Annotated in this window: 14 protein-coding genes; 4 read left to right on the top strand and 10 right to left on the bottom strand. The window is 68.6% G+C overall.

Annotation, left to right across the window (positions count from 1 at the left end; all coding sequences use genetic code 11):
- The first annotated feature begins 94 nt into the window (after positions 1-94).
- Both ACIBK3_RS05600 and ACIBK3_RS05595 read left to right on the top strand, forming a co-directional pair.
- Positions 95-553, top strand: a complete 459-nt coding sequence (locus tag ACIBK3_RS05600) for a nucleoside deaminase (RefSeq protein WP_399362237.1) — start codon at positions 95-97, stop codon at positions 551-553.
- A complete protein-coding gene (locus tag ACIBK3_RS05595; RefSeq protein ID WP_399362234.1) occupies positions 546-1,511 on the top strand; it encodes an isopenicillin N synthase family dioxygenase in 966 nt (321 codons plus the stop codon). The genes ACIBK3_RS05600 and ACIBK3_RS05595 overlap by 8 nt, the downstream gene beginning before the upstream one ends.
- 86 nt (positions 1,512-1,597) lie before the next feature.
- Here the strand turns inward: ACIBK3_RS05595 and ccsB are convergent, their stop codons facing one another.
- The 7 genes from ccsB to hemL all read right to left on the bottom strand — a co-directional run bounded on the left by ccsB (position 1,598) and on the right by hemL (position 9,455).
- A complete protein-coding gene (ccsB, locus tag ACIBK3_RS05590; protein ID WP_399362232.1) occupies positions 1,598-2,680 on the bottom strand; it encodes a c-type cytochrome biogenesis protein CcsB in 1,083 nt (360 codons plus the stop codon).
- Positions 2,677-4,416: a cytochrome c biogenesis protein ResB gene (locus tag ACIBK3_RS05585; RefSeq protein WP_399362230.1), complete on the bottom strand. Its 1,740-nt coding sequence runs from the start codon at positions 4,414-4,416 to the stop codon at positions 2,677-2,679. Before ACIBK3_RS05585 ends, ccsB begins: the two co-directional genes overlap by 4 nt.
- 3 nt (positions 4,417-4,419) lie before the next feature.
- Positions 4,420-5,190, bottom strand: a complete 771-nt coding sequence (locus ACIBK3_RS05580; protein WP_399362228.1) for a cytochrome c biogenesis CcdA family protein — start codon at positions 5,188-5,190, stop codon at positions 4,420-4,422.
- Position 5,191: 1 nt separating this feature from the next.
- A complete protein-coding gene (locus tag ACIBK3_RS05575; protein ID WP_399362227.1) occupies positions 5,192-5,803 on the bottom strand; it encodes a TlpA family protein disulfide reductase in 612 nt (203 codons plus the stop codon).
- Between the two features lie 167 nt (positions 5,804-5,970).
- Positions 5,971-7,275, bottom strand: a complete 1,305-nt coding sequence (locus ACIBK3_RS05570; protein ID WP_399362225.1) for a hypothetical protein — start codon at positions 7,273-7,275, stop codon at positions 5,971-5,973.
- A gap of 168 nt (positions 7,276-7,443) precedes the next feature.
- Entirely contained in the window at positions 7,444-8,139 is a 696-nt protein-coding gene (locus ACIBK3_RS05565; protein WP_399362223.1) for a histidine phosphatase family protein, read from the bottom strand.
- The gene (gene hemL, locus ACIBK3_RS05560; RefSeq protein ID WP_399362221.1) at positions 8,136-9,455 is read right to left on the bottom strand and encodes a glutamate-1-semialdehyde 2,1-aminomutase; all 1,320 of its coding nucleotides are present in this window, start codon (positions 9,453-9,455) and stop codon (positions 8,136-8,138) included. The genes ACIBK3_RS05565 and hemL overlap by 4 nt, the downstream gene beginning before the upstream one ends.
- 383 nt (positions 9,456-9,838) lie before the next feature.
- Between hemL and ACIBK3_RS05555 the strand changes: the two genes are divergently transcribed.
- Positions 9,839-10,504, top strand: a complete 666-nt coding sequence (locus tag ACIBK3_RS05555; protein ID WP_399362219.1) for a hypothetical protein — start codon at positions 9,839-9,841, stop codon at positions 10,502-10,504.
- 129 nt (positions 10,505-10,633) lie between these two features.
- On the opposite strand, the gene ACIBK3_RS05550 is transcribed toward ACIBK3_RS05555, so the two are convergent.
- Positions 10,634-11,485, bottom strand: coding sequence for an SDR family oxidoreductase (locus tag ACIBK3_RS05550; protein ID WP_399362217.1), 852 nt, complete (start codon positions 11,483-11,485; stop codon positions 10,634-10,636).
- Between the two features lie 101 nt (positions 11,486-11,586).
- Here ACIBK3_RS05550 and ACIBK3_RS05545 point away from each other — a divergent pair, with 101 nt between their 5' ends.
- Entirely contained in the window at positions 11,587-12,162 is a 576-nt protein-coding gene (locus ACIBK3_RS05545; protein ID WP_399362215.1) for a TetR/AcrR family transcriptional regulator, read from the top strand.
- Between the two features lie 163 nt (positions 12,163-12,325).
- On the opposite strand, the gene ACIBK3_RS05540 is transcribed toward ACIBK3_RS05545, so the two are convergent.
- Both ACIBK3_RS05540 and ACIBK3_RS05535 read right to left on the bottom strand, forming a co-directional pair.
- The gene (locus ACIBK3_RS05540) at positions 12,326-15,250 is read right to left on the bottom strand and encodes a phosphotransferase (protein ID WP_399362213.1); all 2,925 of its coding nucleotides are present in this window, start codon (positions 15,248-15,250) and stop codon (positions 12,326-12,328) included.
- Positions 15,251-15,411: 161 nt separating this feature from the next.
- Entirely contained in the window at positions 15,412-16,173 is a 762-nt protein-coding gene (locus tag ACIBK3_RS05535) for a hypothetical protein (RefSeq protein ID WP_399362212.1), read from the bottom strand.
- Between the last annotated feature and the right edge of the window lie 120 nt (positions 16,174-16,293).

The raw sequence follows: 16,293 nt of genomic DNA, 5'->3' as shown, positions 1-16,293 counted from the left end.
CTCCAGGGGCGCTGACAGTTCGTCCGGCTGCGGGATGCCGGGAGAGTACTTTCCGCACGTTGCCCTCGTGTTTCGGCCACAGGAGAGTGAACGTATGGACCCCATGGATCAGGCGACGGCACGCATCTGGCTCGCCACCGCCGTAGCGGAGGCCCGCGCCGGTCTCGCCGAGGGCGGCATCCCGATCGGCGCCGCCCTCTACTCCCCCGACGGCTCGCTCCTCGGCCGCGGCCACAACCGGCGCGTCCAGGACGACGACCCGTCCATGCACGCGGAGACGGCCGCCTTCCGGGCGGCGGGACGGCAGACGTCGTATCGCGGTACGACGATGGTCACGACCCTCTCGCCGTGCTGGTACTGCTCCGGTCTGGTCCGGCAGTTCGGGATCTCGCGGGTGGTGGTCGGCGAGGCGGCCACCTTTCACGGCGGGCACGACTGGCTGGCGGAGGCGGGCGTGGAGATCGTCCTGCTCGACGATCCCGAGTGCGTCGCGATGATGCGCGACTTCATCAAGAACCATCCGGCACTGTGGAACGAGGACATCGGTGAGTAATCCCCGCATTCCCACCATCGATCTGAAGCCGTGGCTCAGTGGCGACCCCGGCGTCCGCGCCGACATCGCCCGGACCGTCGACGAAGCCCTCCAGACGGCCGGGTTCCTGCTGGTCACCGGGCACGGGGTGGACCCGGCTCTGCGCTCCGGGATCCGGGAGGCCGCGCGGACGTTCTTCCGGCTGCCCGTCGAGGCGAAACAGCCGTACACGGCGAAGGTCGGCGGGCGCGGCTGGCTCGGGCCGGGGGCGGAGGCGAACGGCTACTCGGAGGGCACGCGGACACCGCCCGACATGAAGGAGTCGCTGACCTTCGCGACGCACGAGCCGTTCGACGATCCGGAGGTGAACGCCGAGTGGTACGCGCCGAACGTGTGGCCCGCCCAGGTGCCTGAGCTGCGGGTGCTGTGCGAGGAGTACCTGGCACGGATGGCGGACCTGGAGAAGGAACTGCTGTCCCTGCTCGGCGAGGCCCTCGGGCTCGGAGCCGACTTCTTCGCCCGGCACATGGACCATCCGACGTACGGCTTCAACATCAACTGGTATCCGGGGACGGAGGTCGTCGGGGAGCCGGAGCCCGGCCAGTTCCGCATCGGCCCGCACACCGACTTCGGCACGGTGACGATCCTCGACCGGCAGGCCGGCAAGGGGGGCCTGCAGGTGTACACGGACGAGGGCGGCTGGGAGGACGCCCCCCACGACCCGGACGCCTTCACGATCAACGTCGGTGACCTGTTGGCCCGCTGGACCGGCGACCGGTGGCGGTCGGGACGGCACCGGGTGCTGCCGCCGCCGGCCGACGCGCCCGCCGAGGAGCTGATGTCCCTCGTCTACTTCGGCGAGTGCACCCCGGGAACCCGCGTGGAGTCCATCCCGGCGCCGGTGGGACGGGTGGCGTACGAACCCGTCGACTCGCACACCTATCTGCGGGCGAAGCTGGACTCCATCACGGTGGGCTGACGGGCCGTAAGGGCTCACACGGCGAAGGCCGGTTCCCGTGACCCGGGTGGGTCACGGGAACCGGCCTTCGCCGCGCGGGCGGGAACTCAGACTCCGGCGTACGAGTGCATGCCGCCGACGAAGATGTTGACGCCGTAGTAGTTGAACAGCCAGCAGGCGAACGCGGTCAGGGCCAGGTAGGCGGCCTTGCGGCCCTTCCAGCCGGCCGTGGCGCGGGCGTGCAGGTAGCAGGCGTAGGCGACCCAGGTGATGAACGCCCAGGTCTCCTTGGGGTCCCAGCCCCAGTAGCGGCCCCAGGCGTCGCCCGCCCAGATCGCGCCCGCGATGATCGTGAACGTCCACAGCGGGAAGACGGCCGCGTTGACGCGGTAGGAGAACTTGTCCAGGGACGCCGAGGACGGCAGCCGCTCCAGGAACGACGTGGCGAAGCTGCCTGGGATGCCGCCGTTCGCGAGCTTGTTCTCGTACGAGTCCTTGAACAGGTAGAGGATCGTTGCGACCGCGCCCACATAGAAGACCGCGCCGCACAGGATCGCGGTCGAGACGTGGATGTACAGCCAGTACGAGTGAAGGGCGGGAACCAACTGGTCGCTGGCGGTGTACAGGACAGTGACGGCGATGCCGAGATCGAGGAGGACCGTCGTGATCAGGAACAGCCCGAGCCAGCGCACGTTCTTCCGCAGCGCGAGCAGCGTCAGGTACACCCCGACGGCCACGGTGGAGAAGGTGATGTTGAACTCGTACATGTTGCCCCACGGCGCCCGCTGCACCGACAGAGCCCGCGCGAGCACCCCGCCGACCTGGACGAGGAACGCGAGCACGGTGAGCGAGATGGCGATACGCCCGTAGAGGTCGCCCTGCTCGTCCCCGCCGTGCGCCCCGGGCCCGTCGGGCACGTCCCGCGCACCCGCCGCGGCCCGTACGACGACCTTGGGACGTTCCAGTACTGCGGTGCCGCCGGCCTTCTTCACCGTCACGGCCGGCGCCTGCCCCTTCGAGGCCGCGTCGCCGGTGAGCGCCGCCGCGGTGCGGCCGATCTTGCTGCGGCTGCCGAAGATCCATTCGGCGATGTAGGCGAAGAAGGCGAGCGTGTAGACGGCCATCGCGGAGTAGATCAGCGTGTTGCTGAGGTGCGCGAGGTTTTCGTTGGTTGCGGCGGCGAGAGTCATTTCGTCTCAGCCCCTTCAGCAGGTACGGCGTCGGAGTCGGGGGTGGAGGTGTCGTGGGAGGTGTCGGCGGAGGTGTCTTCCGCGTCGGGGGCGCCCGGTGCCTGGTCGTACAGGATCCCGGCGAGGGTGCCGAGTTCCTCGGGCACCTTGGCGGACTCGCTGCGGCCGAGGCCCGCCATCTCGACGACGGTGACGCCGTCGGCGCCCTTCGCCGCCCGCACCCACACGCGGCGGCGCTGGATGAACAGGGAGCCGGCGAGGCCGAAGATGGCGACAAGGGAACCGCCGAGGGCCCAGCCTGCGCCGGGCTGGCGGGTGACCTGGAAGTTCGCCCACTCCTTGATCCCCTTCTCGAAGGTGACCGAGCCGGCGCCGTTCGGGAGCTGCATGGTCTGCCCGGGCCGCAGGTTCTTCCGCAACTGCCGGCCCTTGGAGTCCTTGAACCCCTTCAGGTTGGTCTTGTCCAGCTGGTACACACTCTGCGGGATGCCCGCGTCGACCCCGAGGTCTCCGTGGTAGGCCTCCAGGTTGAGCACCGGATTTGTCAGCGCGGGGAACTGCGAGACCACCGAGGTGCCGCCGCCGTAGGTCGGCAGGAACGCGGCCTGGAAGCCGAGCTGTTCCTTCTGTCCCTTGGCGTCGCGGTAGCCGTCCATGACCTTGATCGCACCGGTGGAGGTGACATTGGAGTCGAGCGGCAGCAGCGGCACGGCGTCACTGAAGACGACGTTGCCCTTGCCGTCGCGGACGGTGATGACGGGGGCGTAGCCATGGGCGGTGAGGTAGACCTTCGAGTCGCCGATCACGAGCGGCTCGTTGACCTTGATGGTGGTCTTCTTGTCCTTGCCGTAGGCGCCGACGCTGTAGTCGACGGCCGCCTGGTAGGTGCGCGGGGTGCCCCGGTTCGGGCCGGACGTCTCGTAGGTGCCCGTGAACTTGTTCAGGGTGAAGCTGAACGGGTCCAGGTCGTCCTGCGTGAAGAGGTTGCCGGACTTGAAGTCGTCGTACTGCGTGAGGGTGTTGGAGAACCCGTCGCCCTCGACGATCAGCTTGTTGCCCTCGGACCTGAACAACTGGCCCCAGGCGAAGGCGACCAGCATCACGACCAGTGCGATGTGGAAGGCGAGGTTGCCGAACTCCCGGAGGTAGCCCTTCTCGGCGGCGACGGCGTCCTGGGCGACATGGGCCCGGAAGCGGCGCTTCTTCAGCAGGGCCAGCGCGGCCTCACGGACCTGCTCCGGCTCTGCCTCCGTGCGCCAGGTGGTGTAGGCGGGCAGCCGGGTCAGGCGCCGGGGCGCACCCGGCGGGCGGCCGCGCAGCTGACCCACGAACTGCCAGCTGCGGGGCACGATGCAGCCGATGAGGGAGACGAACAGCAGGATGTAGATGGCCGAGAACCACACCGAGCTGTAGACGTGGAAGAGCCCGAGCTTGTCGTAGACCGGCCCGAGGACGCTGTGGTTCTTCTGGAAGTCGGCGACCTTCGTCGCGTCGGTCCCGGACTGCGGGATCAGCGAGCCGGGGATGGCGCCGAGCGACAGCAGCAGAAGCAGCAGCAGCGCGACCCGCATCGAGGTGAGCTGACGCCAGAACCAGCGGAACCAGCCGATGACGCCGAGGGCCGGCAGGTTGGGAGCGTCCTCCTGGGGGGCGGTGGAGAGCTGGGAGCCGGCCGCGCCGAGGTCCTTGTCCTCGGCCCGCTGGGAGGCGGTGTCGGGCGGTGTGGTCTTGCTCATCGATCAGATCCCCACAGTGAAGCCGTTGGACCAGGTCTGCATCTCCTGCACCATGCTGTCCCACGCCCCGGTCAGCAGCAGCAGGCCGGTCGCGATCATCATGCCGCCGCCGATCCGCATGACCCAGACGTAGTGGCGCTTGACCCAGCCGAAGGCTCCGAGGGCCCTGCGGAAGGCGACCGCGGCCAGCACGAACGGTATGCCCAGACCGAGGCAGTACGCGACGGTCAGTATGGCCCCCCGGCCCGCGCTCCCCTGATCCTGGGACAGGATCAGCACGGAGGACAGGGTCGGACCGATGCACGGCGTCCAGCCGATGCCGAACATCGCGCCGAGGAACGGGGCGCCGACCAGTCCGGTCGTGGGCCGCTTGTGGAGACGGAACTCCCGCTGGCTCATCCAGGGCATCAGCCCCATGAAGAAGACACCCATGAGGATCATGAGCACGCCCAGCACCTTGGACATGACGTCCTTCTGGCCCTGGAGCGTGTCGCCGAAGTACCCGAACAGGGCCCCGCTGGAGACGAAGACGGCGGTGAACCCGAGCACGAAGAGCGAGGCGCCCGCGACCATCCGCCCGCGCCGGGCCTCGGCCAGGTCGGTGCCGGCGACACCGGTGACGTACGACAGATAGCCTGGGACGAGCGGCAGGACGCACGGGGAGAAGAAGGACACGAGACCGCCGAGCAGCGCGATCGGCAGAGCCACCAGCAGGGCTCCGTTGAGGACCGTGCCGTTGTAGCCCGTGGCGGCGAGCGTGGACGCCGTGGTCACGTCACTTCTCCGCGAGGACCGGCTTGAGCATGGCCCGCAGCTTCTCCTCGCTGAGTGCCTGCAGGGTGCGCGCGGCGATCTTGCCTTCCCGGTCGATGATCAGCGTCGACGGGATGGCCTGCGGATTGAGCGTGCCCTTCTTGAAGCGGAGCATCAGCTTGCCCGTCGGGTCGTACAGGCTCGGGTAGCTGACGCCGAACTCCTTCTCGAAGGCCTTGGCCAGACTGGGCTTGGGATCGCGGGTGTTGATGCCGACGAACTCGACGCCCTGGTCCTTGACGTCCCGGTAGACCGTCTCCAGGTTCTTCGCCTCGGCACGGCAGGGCGGACACCAGGAGCCCCACACGTTGAGGACGACGACCTTGCCCTTGTAGTCGGCGACGTTCACCTGACCGCCGTCGACGGTCGTGCCGGACAGCTCGGGAACGTCTGCCCGCTCGCCCTTCGCCACGGTCGCGACGCCGTCGGTACCGGTGACGAAGTTGGTGTTGCCGCCCCCGCCCGAGGTGCCGCCCGAGCTGCAGGAGGACAGGGTCAGCGCGGCGGCGGCCACGGCACCGGCGGTGAGCAGGGTGGCGCGGACACGGGTGCGACTAGGGCTGGCGGCACTCATGTGAAAAGTTTCGCATGTCCGTTCCGGGGATCTTGCGCACCCCCCTCACGGACGGAAACCCGCATTTCAGGCGGCGTTTGCGGCGGTATCTCCGACGGTCTGTCCAGCGGTCGCTCCAGCGGTCTGTCCAGCGGTCGCTCCGGCGGCACTCCCGTCAGGCCTTCTGGTCAGGCCTTTCCGTCGGCCTTCCCGGAAGCCGTCGAGCCGCTCGGCGGCGTGGCCCTCAGGAACTCCTTCCAGCCCCCGGCGGGCTGCTGGCCCACGTCGAGCGTACGGAGCTTGGCGAGCACCTCGGGCTTCTGTACGTCCATCCAGTCCACGAACTGCCGGAAGGAGACCAGGCGTACGTCCTGGCCCTTCTCCTTCTCCCGCGCGATGTACTTGAAGGCCTCCTCGACGGCGTCCATGTATATGCCGCCGTTCCAGTGCTCGAAGTGGTTGCCGACGAAGAAGGGTGCGCGGTTTGTCTCGTATGCCCGCTTGAATCCCTGTATGTACGCCTGCGAGGACTGCTGCCGCCAGGCCGGGTAGTTGTAGGCGGGCGCCTGGGTGGAGTTGACCGACTGGTTGGCGAGCATGTTGTAGTCCATCGAGAGAACCTCGAAGCTGCGGCCGGGGAAAGGTATCTGCTGCAGGGGCAGATCCCAGATCCCCTGCTTCTTGTCCGGCCATACCTGACGGCCGCCCGGCGAGGAGGCGTCGTAGCGCCAGCCGAGCGCGCGGGCCATGGGCAGCAGGTTGTCCTGGCCGAGCAGACAGGGCGTACGGGCGCCGACGAGTTCCTTGTCGTAGTCGAAGGGCAACGACGGCAGGTCGGTCCAGCCGGTGTTGGTCCGCCACTCCTTCACGAAGGACTTCGCCTGGTCTATCTCGCTGCGCCACTGCTGGGGCGTCCAGTTGCCGACCGTGCCGTGGCCGGAACAGAAGTGCCCGTTGAAGTGGGTGCCTATCTCGTGCCCTTCGAGCCAGGCGCGCCGGATGTTGGTCAGGGTCGCCTTGACGTGCTCGTCGGTGAGGTAGCCGATGTCGGATGCGCCGCGCGGGTTGTTCGGCGGGTTGTAGAGCCGCTTCTTCGACTCGGGCAACAGATACAGCCCGGACAGGAAGAAGGTCATGCCCGCCTCGTGCTCCTTGGCGAGGTCCAGGAAGCGCGGGAAGAGACCGTTGCCGACCTCGCCGGCCCCGTCCCAGGAGAAGATCACGAACTGCGGCGGGGTCTGCCCCGGCTCCAACGGCTCGGGCTTTCCCGGCTGCCGGGGCTGCTTGCCGGTGAGGGAGGTGGAGCCGTCACCTATGGGGCGGGCGGTGGGCTTGGGCTTGCCACTGGGACGGTCGCTCCCCTTACCGGAACCGGAACCTCCGTCATGGCTCGTTCCGCCGGAGGATGTGAGGCTCCCGCAACCGCCCACTCCTACGGCGGCCGCGGCGCCCGCGCCGAGGCCGAGCATTCCCCTGCGGGAGAGAGTGCGCATGGCATCCCCGTTCGTCATGTTCTCCGGTGGTGGTCACCCAGTGAGAGGAGGTGACGAACGGGGAGGTTCCTGTGATTCTTACGGATCTCGTAACAGAGGCATCCAGAAAGGGCTTGCGCCCGCCCCTAGGAGGAGGTCCTCCTAGGCTCCGGAACTTACCCCCTGACGTTACGCTCCGAAAGCCTTGTCCTGCCCCTTCGCCGGCCTGGCTCCGGCGAGGAGATGTGCGGGGACGAGATCCCGGGCCGGCTCGCTGTAGCCGACGGAGACGATCTTGTCCCCCTGGTACGTGAAGCTGGTGAGGGAGGCGAGGGTGCACTGCCGCTTGCGCGGGTCGTGCCACAGCCGCCGCTTCTCGACGTAGGACCGCACGATCCAGATCGGCAGCTGGTGACTGACCAGTACGGCCTCGTGCCCGCGCGCCTGGTCCTTCGCCGCGTTCAGCGCGCCCATCATCCGCACCACCTGGTCGACGTACGGCTCGCCCCAGGACGGCTTGAACGGGTTGACCAGGTGCTTCCAGTTCTCCGGCCGCCGCAGTGCCCCGTCGCCGACGCCGAAGGCCTTGCCCTGGAAGACGTTCTCGGCCTCGATGAGCCGCTCGTCGGTGGCGACGTCCAGCCCGTGCGCCTTGGCGATCGGAGTGGCCGTCTCCTGCGCCCGCTCCAGCGGGGAGGCGCAGACGTAGGTGATGTCGCGGGGGGCGAGATGCTCGGCGACCCGGTCGGCCATCTGCCGGCCCAGCTCGGAGAGGTGGTAGCCCGCCAGACGGCCGTAGAGCACGCCGTCCGGATTGGCGACCTCGCCGTGCCGCATGACGTGGACGACGGTGATGTCGCTGGTGCCGCTGCTGCTGTCGCTCATGCTGCGGTGGCCTCCGCTGCCGCTCGGGCCGCCGCCGGAAGGGCGTCGGCGATCCGCTGGATGGCCCGCTCGTCGTGGGCCGTGGACACGAACCAGGACTCGAAGGACGAGGGCGGCAGATAGACGCCGTTCGCCAGCATCGAGTGGAAGAAGGCGGTGAAGCGGTACGACTCCTGCGCCTTGGCGTCCTCGTAGTCGCGCACCGGCCGGTCCGTGAAGAAGACGCTGAACATGTTGGAGGCGTTCTGCACGGTGTGCGCGACCCCCTCCTTGGCGAGCGCGTCCGAGACCAGCGCCTGGATCCGCGCGGACACGGTGTCGACCGTGTCGTACGCCGCGTCGTCGAGGAGCCGCAGCTGGGCGAGACCGGCGGCGGTGGCGACCGGGTTCCCGGAGAGGGTGCCGGCCTGGTAGACGGGCCCGGCGGGAGCGAGGTGCTCCATCACGTCGGCACGTCCACCGAAGGCGGCGGCGGGGAAGCCACCGCCCATGACCTTGCCGAAGGTCATCAGGTCGGGTTCGACCCCGTCGATGCCGTACCAGCCGGCGCGGCTGGTACGGAAGCCGGTCATGACCTCGTCGGAGATGTACAGGGCGCCGTTCTCGGCGCAGACGTCCTTCAGCCCCTGGTTGAAGCCGGGCAGCGGCGGTACGACGCCCATGTTGCCCGGGGAGGCCTCGGTGATCACGCAGGCGATCTCACCGGGGTGGGCCCGGAAGGCGGCGTGCACGGCGTCGAGGTCGTTGTACGGCAGGACGATCGTGTCGCCGGCCTGGGCACCGGTGACGCCGGGGGTGTCCGGCAGCGCGAACGTCGCCACACCGCTCCCCGCCGCCGCGAGCAGCGAGTCGACGTGACCGTGATAACACCCGGCGAACTTGATCACCTTGCTGCGCCGGGTGAACCCGCGGGCGAGCCGGATGGCCGACATGGTGGCCTCGGTGCCGCTGGACACCAGCCGCACCTGCTCCAGGGGCCCGATCCGGGCGACCATCTCCTCGGCGAGCGCGACCTCGCCCTCACCGGGCGTACCGAAGGAGGTGCCGCGCACGACGGCGTCCTGCACGGCGGCGATCACGTCCGGGTGCGCGTGCCCGAGGATCATCGGTCCCCAGGAGCAGACCAGGTCGACGTACTCCCGCCCGTCCGCGTCCGTCAGGTACGGACCGGTGCCGGACACCATGAAACGGGGTGTTCCGCCCACCGCGCGGAAGGCACGCACCGGGGAGTTCACACCGCCCGGCGTGACGGCGGCCGCACGGTCGAACAGCGCCTGCGAGACCGGCGCATCGTATGCATAGGGATATTCGCTCATGACCTGCGGCTTCTCCGACCTTCCCCGACTTCTCGGACTCCGGTTGTCTGTGACTACCTCAGGGTAGGCCAGTGGCCGACGACGACACCGAGGCCGCTGCCGGAGCCGCGGACAGCCTCGATCACCCCCGGCCCCGATGTGATCTGCGAAACTGTCCCCTGGTACACACAGCTCATAGGCCCCTGGCGTACGTATAGGTGTACGGATACGTGACGGATACGTGTACGGACAGGTCTACGGAGGCTTGTCCAGGGGCTGCGAAGATCCTGCGGACAGGTGTTTCAACGCACGTTTCGGCGAGCGGCCGTGGGGGAGGTCACTGACACGATGATCGGGTTGCGCGGCGGGGGCCACGCGTCCTAGAAAAGCAGTCGGGTGGAGATATGCATCGCGGTGGCGGACTGGGCGAGGGGACTGACGACCTGGGTCCTCGACGTGCCCGGCGGGGAAGGCACCGACGCGAGGCGGAGGAATCGAACGAACCACGTCAGGGACGCGTCGTACCGGGTGGCCTGGGTGGACCGGGCGGGCCGGTTGGATCGAGTGAGCAGCAGGAGCGGGCCGATCGACGGGTCGACCGGCTGAGGGCGGGGAGCAGGAATGGTGGTCGGGTGGGGGTGACGTACAAGTACTTCGGCGCGCCGGACGGCGCGACCGCGGCCCGCGTCCCGATCTCGATGCGCCCCGAGGAACTCGGCGGCGACGAGCTCGGGATGAACGGCATGTTCACCAAGATCAAGCCGGAGACGATGGCGGCGATGGTCCTCACCGGCATCGAGGGCGTCCCCCTGCACAAGGTCCCGCCCCTGGAACTGGTGGTCCTGCACCCCGACTACGCGGTCGTCAAGCTCCCCATGACGGTCGTCGACCCCCTCCGCGGTATCGGCGAGGAAGCGGTCGGCGCCGCGGCCTTCATCTGGTCGACGGTCCCGGACCGGGGCGGCCCCCGGGACGCGTTCAACGTGTACCAACTGCTGCACGAGTGGCAGGACTTCAGCCACCGGCTGCACGAGGCGGGGCATCAGCCCTATTGCCTTGTCTGGCCCTGAGCTGGGGCTTCGCTGGTAGCGGGCGGGGTCTTCGGGCCTCGCCCTTTTCAGTGGCGGAGAAAGGCCGTAATGGCGGCCGGGGGCCGTAATGGCGGCGAGATTTCCTGACGGGTCGTGCCGTTGGGCGGGTCAGTGGGTGAAGGCGACAGATTCAGCGAGATCCTTCTGAGTCTCGAGCGCGGTGAGACGTTCGGTGAGTGCCGCGTGGATCGCGCTGTAGGTGTCGGAGCCGAGAGTCAGGCGCAGTGGCGGGCTCGGGTGGCGGGTGGTGTCGTAAATGGCGGCGGCGAGCTTGGCCGGGTCGCCGGTGAAGACGCTCTCGTCTGCTGTTTCCAGGTAGTGCCGGGTCTGGCCGACGGCATTGTCGCGGTAGACGGTCGTTTCGGTGGTGTATTGCAGGGCCGAAGCGAAGCCTGTGCGGGTGGCGCCGGGCTCGACCAGAGTGAGGTGAATGTTGAAGTCGCAGACCTCGCGGCTGACGCTCTCGGTGAAGCCCTCCAGCCCCCATTTGCCCGCGTGATAGGAGCTGTGCGTGGGGATACCGACCTGGCCGCCCACGCTGGAGATCTGGATGATCCGGCCACCGCCCTGCTCACGCATCGGCTGCAGGAAGGCGCGGGTGATCACCATCGGCGCGAGCAGGAGGACCTCGATCTGGTCACGAATCTGCTCGACGGTCATTTCCTCGGCGGCGCCCACAACCGCGTATCCGGCATTGTTGACCACGATGTCCACCGGCCCGGACCGGAGAGTCCTGCCGACCACCTTGTCCACATCGGCGGGCCGCGTGAGGTCGAGGATCTCGACAGTCAGCCGGTCGCCGTACGTCTCGCGCAGGTCTTCCAGAGCTGCCTGGCGGCGGGCCGTCGCCGTAACGCGGTCGCCGTTCCGGAGGGCGTGCTCGGTGAGATGGCGGCCCAGCCCACCAGAGGCTCCGGTGACGAACCAGTGACGTGAGGCCTTGCCGGAGGGAGCGGGCATGGGGGTCTCCTGAAGTAGAGTGATACCGGAACATGTTCCGTTTAGAGTTAAGCGGAACAGATTCCGGAAAGCAACTGGAGACCGACACCGAAGGAACCCGCATGCCCGCCACGCCCCGCCGCACCAGGAGTGACGCGCTGCAGAACCGCGAGCGCCTGCTGGAGGTCGCCGCGCAGGCCTTCGCCGAGCAGGGGCTGGACACCGCGCCTGCCGCCATCGCCAAGCAGGCGGGCGTCGGTGTCGGCACGCTCTACCGGCACTTCCCGACTCGGGAAGTCCTCATCGACGCCGCCTACCGGCGCCAACTCACCCAGGTGTGCGAGAAGGTGAACGACCTTCTCACCCAGCACCCGGCCGCCGAGGCCACCCGGATGTGGATGGAACACTTCATCCACTACGCCACGGCAAAGAGCGGAATGTCCGAAGCCCTCAACGCGGTCATCGCCTCCGGCATCGATCCATACTCCGACAGCCGCGCACTCCTTACCGACGCCGTCGCCGCCCTCCTCACGGCCGGCGCCCGAGACGGAAGCCTGCGAACGGACGTCGCCCCGGACAATGTCCTGCTCCTCATGGGTGGCATCGCCTATTCCGTGCAGCACGGCACCAAGGAGCAAGCCCGTCCGCTCGTCGACCTCTTCATGGACGCGCTGACCAAGGACTCGACCGCGAGCTGAACCCGAGCGAGATCGTGGCTGCGCAGGCCGGCCAATCACAGCCGAGCAGGGGCGCGGGTTGTGACTCATCCGCCGGCGTTTCCGGACGACGTGTCCTCGTGGAACTGCGCGTTGCACTTGCGGGCTCCGCCCGTCCGTAAGCCGGACGGGCGGAGCCCACTGCTCACATCGCCGTCCTCGCCCTGGTGACGAGAGAGTCAGCAACGTCAGCGGCCAGGAGGAAGGGGAGGTGGCGATTGACTGGGTCCTCATGGTCGCGATAGCGGGCGAAGGGAAGCAGGGATGCAAGCAAGGCCCACTGGTATTCCAGATCGTTAATGGGCCAGTTCCTTTGTTCGCAGCCCTTGAGGATGGTACGTAGCTTCGTGACGCAGTTAAGCACTCGCTGGACCTCCGGATCGACGTCACCCGGAATTTGCGCTGTCCACAGTGCCTCACCATTCAGGGCATTGCTGAACCAGGCGCGGATCTGGCTGAGTTGATCGGGCTTCCAGACGAACGTCCGTGACCACAAGGCGGATTCGAGGCGGGCGAAGTCCTTGCAGATGTGGCCGCGGTGCGTCGTCTCGAAGTCGATGATGTAAAGGGCGGGCGGCCGTCCGTCGGGGCCGCTGACCAGGACGTTCTCGCCATGCAGGTCGCCGTGGGATACGCAGGTGAGGTAGGAGCGCGTGGTCAGGCCGTACTGCCGGTCGTAGAGCAGCCAGTCGAAGAGTGCCGCCTCCTCGCTGCCGCCCGGCTTGGCGACGTCCGCGATGTGCGCCACCAGCCACAGCGGGTTGGTCACCGCGGCGTCGTCGACCAGCGGGCTGCGGCCGAGCGCGCTGCCGTGGAGCAGCGGCTCAAGGGTGGGGGACCGCCAGGACAGGCCGCCGTCGCTGCCGAAGGTCCGGGCGACCTCGTCACTGGTGAAGTGGGCCAGCTCGGACTCGGCGTCCTTGCCAGGGGCGTAGCTGGTCCGCTCGAAGGTGGCCGGGCGCAGCGCCGGGTACTCACCGCGCAGGTCGCCCATGCTGCGGCTGGCGTTGCTCAGCCAGGGCCCGAGGGCGTCGAGGAACAGCTCCTCGACGACGTCCCGCAGCACGTTCGGATCCACCACCTCCCGGCCCTGCTCGTCCAGCACCTTGTTCCCCGTGTCGTCCCGCTTCGCGCCGGCCGTGCGCAGCCAGTCGCGCAGCGTCGTCGGCTCATCGCGGTCGCGGAAGACGTACGAAGTCAGAATCGCCTGGTAGCGACGGCCGTTGGTGCTGTTGGCGATGGTCGTGCTGCCGACCACACACTTGCTGGAGCGGTAGAAGGGGTGCAGGAGTTCACCGAACTCGTCGAAGTTCTCCTTCTCTCGCTGCACCTTGGCCGCTTCGTCGATCTTCAGCACACCGACGGGCCCGAAGTTGTTGAAGGTCAGATACGTCGGTACCGGCCGCCCGGAGAAGAGGGCGCCCTGCACCATGGTGCCGTGCGCGCGGGGTGCCAGCTCCGCAGCCATGCCCTGGAGCAGACGATTGGACAGCTGCACGAAGTCGTCCTGGTCACGCGTCGACAGCGAACTGGAGGCGCCCACAACGCCGGGCTCCCAGGCGTTCTTGACCACGCGCACGGTACGCGTGGTGGCCAGCGCCTTCATCGCCAGCTCGTGCCAGAAGTCGCGGACCCGCCGCGCCTCGTCGCTCACGGGCACGCCCGGCGGGGTGCGGTACAGCCCGTCGAGCAGGCCCTCCAGCCGGTCGGCCTTCCAGCCTGCGAGATTGAGCAGGATGAAGGCGACGCTGTACCAGTGCTCCTCCTCATGGACCCACTGGCTGAGCAGGTGCACCGCCCACGTCTCGGGATGGAGGTGGCGGCCGGGCTCGTTGGGGTTCTGCACGCGCGCATGGGAGGTGCTGTCCTCCGGCGCCACCGGATCCGGTCCGCCCACGTGCAGCTGGACACCGACGGCGTGCCGTAGCCAGGTGAACACGTGCCGCACCTTTTCCCGCCTGCTGTCCTTCAGCTCGCCGATGGCGATCTGCGCCGCCGACTCACTGACAGCAAGCAGCAGTTCCCGCTGGTCGGGGCGGTATCGGTTCTCGATCTGGATCATCTGGAGGTAGCCGAGGATGTCGGCGACGGTCTGGTAGCCGTTGGAGGGCCAGTGGCGGCACAGGGCGTGATTCCACAGGGCGGACGTCAGCCACTGGGCGCGCACCTGCCGGAGTTCGGCGGGGGTTCCGCCCCTGGAGTGCTTGGACGAGGCCATCTGGGAGACCGAGCGGGCGATGATCGCCCGCTGGTGCAGGGCCAGGTGACCCTCGACGTCGACGGTGACGCCGGCCAGTTCCTCGGCAAGCACCCGCAGGTCGTCGGCGATGACGGCGGCGAGACGGTCGGCGGAGGCGGGCGCATTGCGGGTGACCAGGTCGGAGATCAGCTCACCGAGGCCATCGAACAGGTGCTCCACGAGTGTCTCGCCGTCCAGGCCGGACCGCCAGTCCCTGAGCAGTTGCTCCCAGTTGGGCGGGGCGTCCGCATTCGGCTCCCGTACGTCGGCGCCGTCGGCGTCACCGGAGTGGCGCCGGGTGGACGGCGTGGACGGAGGCGGAGCGGCAGGCGACGGAATGGCGGGAAGCGTCGGCGCGTGAGCGGTCGCGACAGCCGCCTGCTGCGGCACCTGGGACTGCGGCACAGACGGGGACCGCGGCGCCGGCTGGGCCCGCGCCTCGGCCGCCGCGTCCGGGGTGACGGCGGGCTGGACGGAGACGGAGCCGAGCGCCAAGAGGTTCTCCCGGCAGCGGTCGATCGACTGGGTGTAGCGTCCGTCGTCGTTGCGGAACTCGTATAAGCGCACGGCCAGTTCGAGCAGCTCGCGCGCCCGGTCGGGGTCCTCTCGCAGGTAGAAGTCGCCGGCGATGTCCTTCGCCGCGTTGGCGATCATGTACGCGGGTCCGCCGAGCTTGTTGGCTGCGAGCTCCTCCTGGGCGCGGTCCAGGCCGGAACCGGCTTTGGGAAACCGTTTGTCGAAACCGGGGTCGGCCCGGACGACGTCCTGGTACGCGGCTCTCGTAATGGCCAGCGCCCGCTGGAATCCGTCGGGAGTGATCGCGGCAGTCATCGGCTGTTCCCTTCGCCCGTCGGGCAGGCATGCCTTTTGGGCGCCTTGCGGCGCTTCGTTCATATTGCAAGGCGCCATTCCAGCAGAGCGGAGGCGGTCGGCACCAGCACTCCTGCACCAACTGCCCGGCAGATGCGGGAAGTTCGCGTGACTGGCCGAGTTCAGGACACGGGTTCGATGTCCTCGCGCCGACGCCGGTCGCCGATCAGGAAGGCGGACTGCGGCAGTACGACACATGTCTCCGCCCGGCCTCGGACGATCTCCCGCCGGCTCGCGCCGATGACCAGCCCCTCGGCCGGATCGGCGGCCAGCCCGAGCAGGGCCGTACGCAGCTTGGCAGCGTACGGCCTGTCGAGGACGAGGTCGTACACCTCGAAGAAGCGGATCTGCCGGTAGCTCTCGCCCGGCACCTTCAGCGGGCCGTCGATGACCCGGCGCACGAAGTGGAAGCCGACCTCCCGGGCCTCCGGCCCGAGTGCCTCGTGGCCGATCTCACCAAGCTCCTCCACCAGTTCGCGGCGCAGGCACTCGGTCGCCGGTTCCCGGTCGGTGCCGCGCTGGAGCCAGCGGGCGAAGCCGAGGGCATGGTAGGCGGGCAGGAAACCGCGCAGGTCGTGCCGCATCACGTCGCGGGCGCGGCTCTCGGGGGCGAAGTCAAGCCGTTCCAGCAGCGGCTTCGCGGAGTCCTGGTACTTCACCACGCCGCCGGGCGGCCCGAACGCCCCGGGCCGGGTGACGGAGCCGAACAGGACGTAGTGGTCCTCCTCGTGCAGGCGAAGCAGGACGGCGACAGAGACCCTCACCCGGGTGCGCGGCATGAGCAGCACCCGCAGCAGCGTCAGATGCCGTCTGTTCTGCCACAGCATCCGCCCGATGGCCGTGAGCAGCGCCACCGCGATACCGCCGACGATCTTCTCGACCACTGGGCCGCCCCCCTGTCGCTCACGACAACCTTCGCCCCGGCTCCTTCAATCTACCTGCGCCGCATGCAACTTGGCTTGCCCATCACACTGCCGAGCGACTCTTCCGATGAGCCCTTGGAA

Source organism: Streptomyces sp. NPDC050287, from assembly GCF_044459385.1.
Taxonomy (GTDB): domain Bacteria; phylum Actinomycetota; class Actinomycetes; order Streptomycetales; family Streptomycetaceae; genus Streptomyces.
Note: the sequence above shows the minus strand (reverse complement) of the source record. Positions and strands in the feature narration are given on the sequence as shown.